The sequence below is a fragment of the Micromonospora sp. 4G55 genome (assembly GCF_016803375.1).
Window position 1 is genome coordinate 1 of record NZ_JAEVHN010000152.1, and the last position, 11,454, is coordinate 11,454.

The following is an 11,454-nucleotide window of genomic DNA, read 5'->3' on the forward strand; positions in this document are numbered from 1 at the left end:
GCCCGGAACTACACCATCAGACGAACCTCCTGATCCTCCCTGGTGCGTCCACTTGGATCGTGCGACCGCGAGTCGCACAGGAGCGACACGAGTGTCTCCCATCCTGCACACGACCGCTATCGCCGCCGGCGGGATCCTCGCCGGCCTTTTCCTCGCCGGTGCCCTGCTCTGGTGGCAGCAGCAAGCCCTCCAGGCGGCCCGGTACGAGGCCAGCCACGACGAGATCACCGGCCTGCCCAACCGGCGGCTGTTCCTCACCCGTCTACGCGCCGCCCTCGCCGACCGCACGCCGGTCGGGGTGGTGCTGCTCGACCTCGACCGGTTCAAGGCCGTCAACGACACCTTCGGCCACGACACCGGCAACGTCCTGCTGGAGCAGGTCGGCCGGCTCCTGGCCAGCATGCCCACCCCGGTACAGATAGCGGCACGGCTCTCCGGCGACGAGTTCGCCCTGCTCGTGTCCGGCGATGACGACGACACCGCCGCCGCGGCCCACGCCGCCTGGCAGGTCATCGCCGCCGCCCCGATCCGCCTCGACACCGGCGACATCCCCGTCGCCGCCTCGGTCGGCTACACCCACACCCGCGACCCGCACGCCAGCCCCCGACAGCTGCTCGCCGAAGCCGACACCGCCATGTACCAGGCCAAAGGCTCCGGCGGTGGCGTTTGCGCCTACTGCCCCCGCGGCACGCCGCCGCAGCGGCGCAGCCGCGACCGCCACTACCGCTGACCGGCACCCGCCGACCGCCGCCGCAATCGTCCCCTCCGGACAGGCGAAGACCCTCCGCCTGCTCCGACACCGATGGACTGCGGCGATCAACAGGTAGCCGCGTGCATGTTCGTCCGGCCGGCAGTGCCGACCATCCCGCGCGCCCCACCGGCTCGACCACCGCTTGAGCCACCCCCACCCGAATGGACCCCGCAGCCGCCGGCTGCGGGGTCCTTCCCTTTCCTGCCCCTGACAAGGGAGATCCCCGTGTTGTCCATCCCCGCTGTACGCACCCTCGCCGGTTGCCTCCTGGCCGTCGACGCCGACGCCGACGCGCTGGGCTGGGGCCAGCCCGCGACGCTGCTGCTCATCCACGACCGGCCCCTGCACACCGGCGGGCCGTCATCCATGCGCGAGATGCGCAGCCTGGAGTTCCCGCCGCGCCGCGACGACCTGCTCACCGAACCGACCGGCCTGCCCGCGCTGCTGCACGGCCTCGCCGCCGGCCTTCGCGACCCGCACACGCCCACGCCCTACCGGGCCACCCTCGACACCATCCTCGGGCTGATCCGGGCGACCGCGCCCGACGCGCGTCTGCTGGCCTGGGCCACCTGCTACGACGACATCCTCACCAACGGCGGTCAGCCGCGGCAGGCCCGCCGCATCGACGCGGTCGACATCGACGGCCGCATCTACCAGCTCACCCGCCCGCGCGGCGAGGACCACCCCGTGCTGCTCGTCGATGACCGACCAGACGCGCAGGACCTTCCCGCCACCTACTGCGGGCTGACCGCGCTGCTGGCCGCCACCGCCGGACACCTGCAGGGTGGCGCCCGCCCGGACACGGGCATGACCGGCCCGCAGGTGCCACCGGACGCCGACGACGACGAGCCGATCTTCGGCGTGTGCGGGCCCGACGGTGCGTCGATCCGCTGCCGGGTGTGCGGGGCGGTCAACGAGGTCGTCGGCGACGAGGTGCCGTCCATGGCCGGCTACGGCGAGGACACCTACGTCCGCTGCACCCGCTGCGGATCGGTCGAGACCACCGACCCGATCTTCGGCTGGCGCGCCAAGCCCGCCCCCTGGCCGCCCACCACCAAGCACGACCAGCCGTAACAACCCCCCGGCATCGCCACCGCCAGCAGGCCCCGCCCTCAAAGGGCCCAGGAGCGGGCACCCGAAGGCGCCCCCGCGCCTACCGCCGCACGGCCGAAGCGCCTGCCACGACGCGGCGCTGCCACAGCCGCACCTGCACGCAACCACGGCACGAACCCGCACCCGCCGATCACGGGCCTGCCACCGCGCCGATCGTCACGGCCCCTGCGGCGCCGCCACCAGCTCGCATCCGACATCGCGGAAAACGCCATCCCCGTAAGGAGTCCTGTCTCGTGAACACCTCCTGCTTCGTCGGCACCACAGACCCGGCGAACCCGCACCTTGTACACGCCCGGTTCGTGCTCGTCAACGGCCACCCCGGCGTTGTCGTGCCCACCCTCGCCACCATCTGGGCCGCGCACGTCCACCGCGACACCCAGGCACTGATCGGCGCCGTACTCACCCGCGACTGGGAGTACCTCGACCCCGCCACCACCGCCAACACCGTGTCCGGGATGGGGCAGCACCCCGTGCCGGGCGTCGGCATCCCCCTGACCGACGCCGACCCGGACTGTGCCGTGGACACGCCGGAGCCGGTCACCGTGTTCCCCCTGTGCCGGGCCGGGCACCTCGACGCGCAGTGGATCTACCTTCTCGACCCGGCGACCGACACGGTCGCCGTGCACACCGACGACGGGCACCACCTGGCCCGCTACCGGCTCCGCGACTGCGTCAGCCCCTCTGCCGGCCCGGACCCGGCACGCAGACCCGCTTCGGGCACGACCGCGACGGCACCCTGCGCGCTGGTGTCGGCGCCGGGGACACCGCTGTGACCGCCCGGGCGCTCGGCGCCGTAGCCGCCGCTGTGGTGGCCCTGCTCCTGCTGTGCGCGGCCGGGATCGGGGCGCTGTTCACCGGCGGCGGCACCGCCTCGGTCGCCTGCTACCGCGCTACGGCCGACGGACAGCCTCTGCCGGCGGGCATCACCGTCTCCCCACCCGTTGCCGCCGCCGTCGGGTGGACCAGCGAGCAGACGGCCCACGCCGCGGTGATCGTCGCCGTCGGCGCAGACCTGAAGGTCCCGCCGCGCGGGTGGATCATCGCCCTGGCCACCGCAATGCAGGAGTCCACGCTGCGCAACCTGCCCGGCGGGGACCACGACTCGGTCGGGCTGTTCCAGCAGCGCCCCTCCCAAGGGTGGGGCACCCCCACCGAACTCCGGGACCCCCGCTACGCCGCCAGCCGGTTCTACCAGGCGCTGCTGGCCGTCGACGGGTGGCAGGCCATGGCGCTGACCGACGCCGCCCAGGCGGTGCAGCGATCCGCCTACCCCGGCGCGTACGCGAAGTGGGAGCACGAGGCAATCGCCCTGGTCCGCGTCCTCACCGGCGGCACGGCGGCCGGCCCGGTCGCGCCCGAGCTGGAGCAGGCGATGAGCAACCCGCTGTGCCTGTTCGACGCCGGCGACGGCCAGCTCGGCGGCGAGCAAGTTCCCCTACCGGATCAGTTCACGCTGCCACCGGGCACCGCGCGGCCGATCGCGACGGCGATCGGCTGGGCCCTCGCCCAGCGCGGCACCCCCTACACCTTCGGCGGGGACTGCACCGCACCGCACTCCGGCATCCCGGCGCGCCAGTGCGACTGCTCCTCCCTGGTGCAGCAGGCCTACCGCTCCGCCGGCATCGACCTGCCCCGCACCACCAGCGAACAAGTCCACGCAGGCCAGCCGGTCCCCGACCACCGGGACCTGCGCGCGGGGGACCTGCTGTTCATCCCCGGCAGCCGCGGCAGCCCCGCCCGGCCCGGCCACGTCGGCCTGTACCTCGGTGACGGGCTGATCGTGCAGGCCCCACACTCCGGCGACGTCGTCAAGATCAGCCGCCTGTCGGCGTGGGCCAGCCAGCTCGCCGCCGTCCGCCGCATCGTCGCCTGACCCGCACCCCAGGCAGGCCAGCCGCTTCCTGTCGCCCCCGAACCCGCCGGCCCGGGGGTTCTCACATCGTTTGATGGAGGTTTCATCGTGAGTTGCTCCACCCTGATCGGTGTCACCGCTTCCGGTGGCGCCTACGCCGTGCGCTGGTTGCACTGGGGCGGTGACCCCGCGCAGATGCTGCCGCAGCTGCGGCGCATCTGGCGGCACACCTTCGACCGGCGCACCCTCGCCACGGGCGAGGCGCTGCTGCGCCACGACTGGCTCACCCTCGACTACCCCCGCCACCCTGGACGCGGCGGGCAGCGGCCGGTTCCTGGCGTCGGCGTCACCGCCGGCCTGCAGGACGGGATCCGCCGCGGCCGGGTCGACGACCCGATCGCGGGCTACCTCGAATGGATGTACCTGATCGACGTCGCCACCGACACCGTCGTGGTGTACGAGGCGACCTGTCACGGTCGCTGGCTGCGCCACAGCCGACACCTGCTCGACCCGGACTCGGGCGGGCGCCTGCTCGACCCGGATTCGGACGCGCGGGTGTTGGGCTGCGGCGGCTATCGCACGCACGGGCACCGCTGGCACGGGTGTCGCCTGTGGCTGCCGGACGCCCGCACCGGCCTGGACGCCGAGATCTGCCTGGCCCCGCACCTGGGCACGGCGACGGTCCTGCGGTTCAGCGACGCCACCGCCGGCGCGATCACCGCCGCCACCGCCCCCACAACTTTGCAGGCGGGGCGGCAGGCGCCGTGGCTGCGCCCGGTGGGCCCGCAGTTCGACCTGGTCATGCCCGGCAGCCACGGCGAGCGGCCCTACCGGCTTCGCCGCGACGCTGACGGGTTGCTGCTGCTTGACGTGCCGGTGCCCGGCTGGTCGTGGCAGCTCCTGTCCGCCCAGGTGACGCGGCGATGACCTACCGACCACCCGGCGGGCGCGACGCCGGTGAACGCGTCCGTGCCCTCACCGGCCACGAGAGCAGCGACGCGGGTTGGCAGCAGGTGCTCGACGCGCTGCGCATAGCCGGCGCCGCGGCCGGACGTTCAGCGGCGCAGTGGTGGGTGCAGGACGTCCTCGGCGGTCGGGCTGCGGGCAACGCCGCCGGCCCCGCGCGGCGGATCCTCGCCGGGATCGACGACGGGGACCCGGCGGTGCTCGACGGGCTTCCCGCCGCCGACCGGTACTGCCTCGATCAGGATCGGGACCGGTACGCCGAGGCCGCTGCGGCCGGCGCGCCGCCGTGGGAGGACCTGACCGCCGCCCGCTGCGACCAGACGCGGTGGGCGTGGTGCGACGGCTTCGACCAGGCGGTCACCGACGAGGTGGCCCGACAGTGCCGCATCATTTTGTCCCCCACCGGCGACGACCGGGACCTCAGCCACCTGCACCCGGACCGGGTGCGCCTGGGCGGGCCGGGCGTCTTTGCCGGGAACTGGGCGTGGACGCCGAACGCCGACGGGGAGATGCGCATCCCGGTCGGATTCGTCGGGACCCTGGTCGACACGTGGAACGGGTGGGCGGTGTTCACCTGCACCCGCCAGGTGGCGGAAGCGATCGTCGCCGACCAGCAGGCCGCCCGCGACCGCTACCGGCAGGCCCTCGCTGAAGAGGACGTCCCTGAGGCGCGGCGGGAGCGGCTGCTGGACGACTCCCTCGCGCGGATGCGCTTCGACGGCGATGTCATCGCCGTCGACGAGACCGTCATCCACGGCGACCCGGCGGCGGTGCACCGCATCGCCCCGGACGCGCAGGGCCGGTACACGGTCATGGGCCGCGCCTGGACCTGGATTGCCGTTCACCCCTACGACTGCGACCGCATCGCCGGTGACATCCCCAACCCAGTCAGCCAGCCGACGCCCGAGGACTAACCGAACCCCTCCACCAATGACCTACTGACCAAAGGAAGGACCCACCATGCTCGATGACCGCGACGACGAGTTCGGTGAGTACGCGCACGAGGAGATCCTGCAGGCCCTGGTGCGGCACCTGCTCACCAGCGCCGACCTGGACCAGCTCTGCGACGACGCCGACCTGCCCCAGCTCACCCACGACGACGGCGCCCCGGTGACCATCACCTCGGCCCGCGTCTACCGCGACGCCGGCGTGCTGACCCTCGACCGGGGTGTGTGGATCGAGTTGTCCGACGGCAGCGTGTTCGGCCTGACCGTGCAGATCTCCCGCCGCCCCCGCAGCGAGGTCACCCTCCGCCGCAGCTAAGCCCCCGCGCACCACGTTCCCGGTCGACTTGATCGATGGCGCGGGCGGGTGCGTTCCTTGTCGTCGCCCACCCGCCCGGTGGCGGCGACACCGTCCACCCGCAGCCCATCCGGCTGTGCCATGAGCACCTCACGGACGTTGCTGGCCCGTCCCTGCCACAGGGCTCGGCCCGCCACTGCCCGTCTCCGCCGCGCGGACACCATCACCGCCCGCGCACCGGAAACGGGTGCGCGGGCCCGACCCCTACGACAGGAGGCCCGCATGGACCCTGCGACCACGCCCGCCACGAACGACATCCCTCCGACCGCCACAGACGGACGCCGGCCCGGCTACCTCTACCGGCAGGTCGCCGCCTACCTCGCCAACCAACCCGACCAGTGGCTCAAGGTCGGCGAAATCACTACCGCCATCGCGGCCCGCTCCACCGGCGCGGTGTTCGAAGCGTTGAAGAAGATGGCCGCCGCCGGCTACGCCACCCACTACACCGGCCCGCACCGCTTCCAGATCACACAGGCGGGCATCGACGCCGCCGGGGCGATGCCGCCGCCTGCCCCGCGTACACCCCGCAGTGGCCGCGGGGCAGGTCGACGGCAGCCAGTCACCCGCCCCAACGGTGACCTGTACTTCCCGCGCAAACTCGCGGGCGCCACCGATGTGGACGTGCTGCGCCGGCTACGTGAAAAGCGTATCCCCGTGTTGCTCTACGGCCCGCCAGGTACCGGCAAGACCGCCCTGGTGGAAGCCGCGTTTCCTGACCTGCTCACCGTTGCCGGCACCGGCGACACCGTCGTGGAGGACTCCCTCGGCAACTTCATCCCCCTCCCGGACGGCGGCTTCGAATTCGTCTAAGGGCCCCTCGTCACCGCGATGCGCGAGGGGCGGGCGCTGCTGGTCGACGACGCCACCCTCATCGCGCCGAAGGTCCTCGCCGTGCTCTACCCCGCCATGGACGGCCGCCGCGTGATCACCATCCCCGGCTACCGCAACGAACGCGTCGACGCCGTCGACGGGTTCTACGTCATCGCCGGGCACAACCCCGGCGTACACGGCGCCATCTTGACCGAGGCGCTCGCGTCCCGCTTCGACGTGCACATCGAGGTCACCACGGACTGGGACCTCGCCCGCCACCTCGGCGTCCCCGCCCCCGCCGTGCAAGCCGCCATCGCTCTCAACGCCGACCTCGCCGCCGGGCGGCTGTCGTGGGCACCGCAGCTGCGCGAGCTGCTCGGCTTCGCCCGCGTCCGCAAGACCCTCGGCCTGCCCGCCGCGGTGGCGAACCTCGCCGGCCGCGCCCCCGAAGACGACCGCGAGGCGGTCACCGCCGCCCTGCGGCAGCACTTCGGCAGCGAGATCACCGCGCTGACCCTCGGCAAGCAGCGCTAACCCCTGGAAGGAGAACCTGATGCCCCATCCCCGAACTCACCTGCAGGCCGGCACCGCCCCTGCGACCGGCGACCCGGACTGGCAGGACTGGAGCACCGCGTGGACCCGGCACATCCCCGTCTTGACCGGCCGCACCGACCTGACGGTCAGCGTCGCGCCGGGCGCAGGCGGCGGCGCCCCCGCCTGCTTCTACCCCGACACGTGTCGCATCGAAGTCGACGCCACCCACATCGGCAGCCCTGACATCGCCAACCCCCGACGCGCCGGCCACAAGCGCCTGGTGCCCACCGCCTACGGACTCCTCGTCCACGAAGCCGCGCACGCCGCCCACAGCCGCTGGCGCACCCCACCCGGCACCCCACCGATCGTCGCCGCGGTCACCGAGGTCCTCGAGGAGTCCCGCATCGAGTACCGGCAGCGCACCCGCCGGCGCGGCGACCGCCGGTGGCTGCGCCACACCGTCACCACCCTGATCAGCGCCGACGACGCCCCCGCCGACGACCCCTGGCACGCCGCGCACCTCGCCGGGCTGCTCCTCGCCCGGGTCGACGCCCGGATCATCACCGCCAAGGACATCAAGGGAGTCCGTACCGCCGTCACCACGGTCCTCGGCCGCAAGCGGCTCCTGCAACTACGCGACCTGTGGCGGCAAGCCCACAGCACCGACGACACCGACGCCGACACGATGATCGACCTGGCGTGGCGGTGGTGCCGCATCCTCGACATCGACCCCCACCGCCGACCGCACGTACCCACTGCGGACCCTGCCGTGTTCACCGGCCTTCTCGCCCAGGCGCTCACCGACTACCTCGCTCACACCGCCGGCCTGACCCCGGCGGAGTACCGCGACCAGCAGATCACCGCCCGGCACTCCCCGCCCGCGACCTGGAGCCGCCGCGACCCCACCGACGCCGAACGCGCCGCCGCCCGCACCCTCGCCGCCCGGCTGGCCCGCGCCCGCACCCACCAGCCCGAACCAGACACCCGGCCCAGCCCGGTGCCGCCGGGCCGGCTGCGCACCCGCCACGCCATCACCGCCCAGGCGCAGATCGCCGCCGGTGCCATCCCCACCGCCACACCGTGGCAGCGCAGCACACAGTCGCCGCCGCCGAAGCCGACCCTGCACCTGGGCGTCATCGTCGACGCCTCCTACTCGATGCACCCCTACGCCGCACCCATGTCGTCGGCCGGGTGGATCCTCGCCTACGCCGCCCGCAGCATCGACGCCGTCACCGCCACCATCGCCTTCGGCAGCAGCCCGACGCTGCTCGTCGCACCCCGCCAACGCCCCACCCAGGTGTTGGAACTGCACGCCTACGGCGGCAGCAGCGCCTTCACCGACGCGGTGAAACTCGCCGATGAGGTCCTGCACCTGCGCCAGCCCGGGCGGCTGCGAATGCTCGCCGTCGTCTCCGACGGCGACCTGCCCGACATCGACCCCGCCCAACGACTCGTCACCACCCTGCACCGAGCGGGCTGCGCCGTGTTGTGGCTACGCCCCGCCGACCTGGACGGGCACACCTTCACCGACACCACCACGCTGCTGGTGGCCGACCCGGTGCAGGCCATCGGCCACATCGCCGACGCCGCCGTCACCGCCCTCGAGCGCGCCTGACCTTTTGCGGCCAACCGATCCGCGGTCGGCCTGCCCCGGCCTGACGCACCGGGCACCACACCTCCGCGCATCGCCGTAACCGGCATCAAGCCGAGGTTCCTTCCTGCACCGCTACCGCCGGTCGCCCGGCCACCTGCGCACCTCAGCGCACCCCGGGCACGGCCGGTCGGCCGTGCCCGGGACTCACATCGACACCTTGGGAGACAAGCGTGAGCCACTCGAACAAGCGCCTATCGCTCGCCTCACCCGCCGACCTGCTCACCGCCGTGCCGTACCTGCTCGGCTTCCATCCCACCGACAGCCTCGTGCTCGTCGGCATCGCCGGCCCCCGGGTCGTCGTCGCCAGCCGCACCGACCTGCCCGCACCCGGCGACGTCACCGACTGGGCCGAGCAGATTGAGCCGTCGCAGATCCGCCTGCTGCGCAACGCGGCAGCCACCCGCGCCATCACGGTCGGCTACGGGCCAGCCGCCGCCGTCACCCCGGTCATGGACACCGTCACCGGGCAGCTGACCGCCGCCGGCCTCGACGTGCTCGACGCCCTGCGGGTCACCGACGGCCGCTACTTCTCCTACCTGTGCTCCGAACCCGCCTGCTGCCCCGCCGACGGGGTGCCCTTCGACCCGCACCGCAGCGACGTGACCATGCACGCGATCGTCGCCGGCTGTCACGCCCTGCCCGATCGGGCCGCCCTCGTCGCTAGCATCGCCCCCGCCACCGGGCGCACCCGCGCCACGGTCACCCGCGCCACCGCGCGAGCCCGCGCCCGCCGCCGCGTCCTCACCATCAGCGAGGGCCCCGACGGGCTGATCCGCGCAGGCGAACAGGCCGTCCAGGCCACGTTCGCCCGCTACGCCGACGAGCAGGTCCTCACCGACGACGAACTGGCCTGGCTCACCGTCCTGCTACCCATCCCCGCCGTCCGCGACGCCGCCTGGCTGGCCACCGACTCGCTGCCCTGGCACACCGCCCTATGGGCCGACATCACCCGCCGCGTCCACCCGCCCCTCGCGGCCCCACCCGCCACCCTGCTCGCCTTCGCCGCCTGGCGCCGCGGCGAAGGCGCACTCGCCTCCGTCGCCCTCGACCGGGCCCTGACCGCCGATCCCACCTACACCCTCGCGCAGCTCATCGACCAAGCCCTCCGCGCCGGACTGCCCCCGTCCGTGCTCGACCGGTGGCCCAATCCCGGCCCGCACACGCCCTGACCCGCGCCAGCCCTCCTGGAGAACACCGTGTCTGAACCCCACCTCGACGTCCTGCACCGACTCCTGCAACACCAGGGCTACGCCCTCGCCCTGGACGAACTCGCCGAGGCATGCGCGCAGCAACCCGACGAGGTGTGCGCGCTGCTGTCGCAGGCCGGCATCATCGCTGCCACCCAGGCACAGATCACCGCCCTGACCGACGCCGCGAACCTGCTCTGCGACGTGCACAACAGCGCAGGCGCCGACACCGTCCTGACCCTGCGCGAACGCCTCGACCGGATCGCCGGCGCCCTCACCACCGCCCTCGCTCAGCGCGACAAGGCCACCGCCGCCCTCAGGCGCACCTGCCAGGCCCTCATCAGCACCGACAGCGCCCTGGTCACAACCTGCGACGTCACCAGCGCCGCCGGCCAACCCGACGGCGCCACCAAGACCACGCCCTGACCAGGACACCGCCGCGCCGTGCCCCGCCGCCCGCAAACGGGCAGCGGGGCCGGCCCCTACCCGAGACATGAGGTATCCCGATGATCGAACCGACGGCGACCACCGCCGCACCGCCGACCCTGGAATCCGTTCTGCGTCACGCCTGGGACGCCTTCCATCCCACCCAGCCCGCCCCATTGGGATGGCTGACCCACACCGCCGCTCAGGTCCAGGCCTACGTGCGCGATCACCAGCCCGTCGCGCCACAGCCGCCAGCGGTCGAACTCACCGACCCGTCGACGCGGCTCGCGCCCACGTCTGGAGTGCGCTGCGCGACGCCGTCGCCGAGCACGACATCGACGTCGACGCCGCCAACCGGGTCCTACACGCCGTGGACCTGCCGCTGCTACCGCGCCGCTGGCAGGTCCGCCTCACCCTGCCCATCCTCATCGAGGTCACCGCGACCAGCCGCGAGAACGCCTTCGACACCGCCGAAGCCGCCGTCGAGACCACACTCACCGGCGCCGACCTCGACGTGCACATCGAGTGGGACGGACGCGAACGCGACGACGCCAACCCCGGCGACCTCGACCCCACCACCGCCGAACACCCCTACCCCGGCCAGTGACCGACGACTTGATCTATAGGGAGAGTCGAGCGTCACTGCTCGCGGTCGCCACCCCGACGAACCCGACAGCGGCATCCCCACACCGCTGGCCGAGGTGGCGGCCACCCGAGCCGACACCGCCCCCTGGGAGGTACCGCCCGATGACGCAACCGCACCGACGCGCCGTACCCCGCACCGTCACCGACGTCCTGCTGTGGCTGCCTCGCCACCCGACGTCGCCGCCCGCCCACCAACCCACCCCGACCCGCCCGG

At 73.3% G+C, this 11,454-nt stretch carries 13 protein-coding genes; all 13 read left to right on the forward strand.

Going from position 1 to position 11,454, the window contains the following annotated elements; all coding sequences use genetic code 11:
- The first annotated feature begins 91 nt into the window (after positions 1-91).
- The 13 genes from JNW89_RS14990 to JNW89_RS15050 all read left to right on the forward strand — a co-directional run bounded on the left by JNW89_RS14990 (position 92) and on the right by JNW89_RS15050 (position 11,202).
- Positions 92-730 carry a GGDEF domain-containing protein gene (locus tag JNW89_RS14990; RefSeq protein ID WP_238447376.1) on the forward strand — a complete coding sequence of 213 codons (639 nt, stop codon included), beginning with the start codon at positions 92-94 and terminating at the stop codon, positions 728-730.
- 246 nt (positions 731-976) lie between these two features.
- Positions 977-1,825 carry a hypothetical protein gene (locus tag JNW89_RS14995; protein ID WP_238449399.1) on the forward strand — a complete coding sequence of 283 codons (849 nt, stop codon included), beginning with the start codon at positions 977-979 and terminating at the stop codon, positions 1,823-1,825.
- A 272-nt stretch (positions 1,826-2,097) separates the two neighbouring features.
- Entirely contained in the window at positions 2,098-2,637 is a 540-nt protein-coding gene (locus JNW89_RS15000; protein WP_238447374.1) for a hypothetical protein, read from the forward strand.
- Complete coding sequence (locus JNW89_RS15005; RefSeq protein WP_238447373.1) at positions 2,634-3,737, forward strand: C40 family peptidase; 1,104 nt, start codon at positions 2,634-2,636, stop codon at positions 3,735-3,737. The genes JNW89_RS15000 and JNW89_RS15005 overlap by 4 nt, the downstream gene beginning before the upstream one ends.
- Before the next feature lie 87 nt (positions 3,738-3,824).
- Complete coding sequence (locus JNW89_RS15010; RefSeq protein ID WP_238447372.1) at positions 3,825-4,643, forward strand: hypothetical protein; 819 nt, start codon at positions 3,825-3,827, stop codon at positions 4,641-4,643.
- Positions 4,640-5,596: a DUF4314 domain-containing protein gene (locus JNW89_RS15015; protein ID WP_238447371.1), complete on the forward strand. Its 957-nt coding sequence runs from the start codon at positions 4,640-4,642 to the stop codon at positions 5,594-5,596. Before JNW89_RS15010 ends, JNW89_RS15015 begins: the two co-directional genes overlap by 4 nt.
- A gap of 46 nt (positions 5,597-5,642) precedes the next feature.
- Positions 5,643-5,945 carry a hypothetical protein gene (locus tag JNW89_RS15020; protein ID WP_238447370.1) on the forward strand — a complete coding sequence of 101 codons (303 nt, stop codon included), beginning with the start codon at positions 5,643-5,645 and terminating at the stop codon, positions 5,943-5,945.
- A 261-nt stretch (positions 5,946-6,206) separates the two neighbouring features.
- Entirely contained in the window at positions 6,207-6,794 is a 588-nt protein-coding gene (locus tag JNW89_RS38780; RefSeq protein ID WP_238447369.1) for an AAA family ATPase, read from the forward strand.
- Between the two features lie 18 nt (positions 6,795-6,812).
- Positions 6,813-7,328: an AAA family ATPase gene (locus JNW89_RS38785; protein ID WP_238447368.1), complete on the forward strand. Its 516-nt coding sequence runs from the start codon at positions 6,813-6,815 to the stop codon at positions 7,326-7,328.
- A 19-nt stretch (positions 7,329-7,347) separates the two neighbouring features.
- Positions 7,348-8,943, forward strand: a complete 1,596-nt coding sequence (locus tag JNW89_RS15035; RefSeq protein ID WP_238449400.1) for a VWA domain-containing protein — start codon at positions 7,348-7,350, stop codon at positions 8,941-8,943.
- A gap of 209 nt (positions 8,944-9,152) precedes the next feature.
- The gene (locus tag JNW89_RS15040) at positions 9,153-10,151 is read left to right on the forward strand and encodes a DUF4192 domain-containing protein (protein ID WP_238447366.1); all 999 of its coding nucleotides are present in this window, start codon (positions 9,153-9,155) and stop codon (positions 10,149-10,151) included.
- 27 nt (positions 10,152-10,178) lie between these two features.
- Positions 10,179-10,595, forward strand: a complete 417-nt coding sequence (locus tag JNW89_RS15045) for a hypothetical protein (protein ID WP_238447365.1) — start codon at positions 10,179-10,181, stop codon at positions 10,593-10,595.
- A 181-nt stretch (positions 10,596-10,776) separates the two neighbouring features.
- A complete protein-coding gene (locus tag JNW89_RS15050) occupies positions 10,777-11,202 on the forward strand; it encodes a hypothetical protein (RefSeq protein WP_238449401.1) in 426 nt (141 codons plus the stop codon).
- Positions 11,203-11,454: the final 252 nt, after the last annotated feature.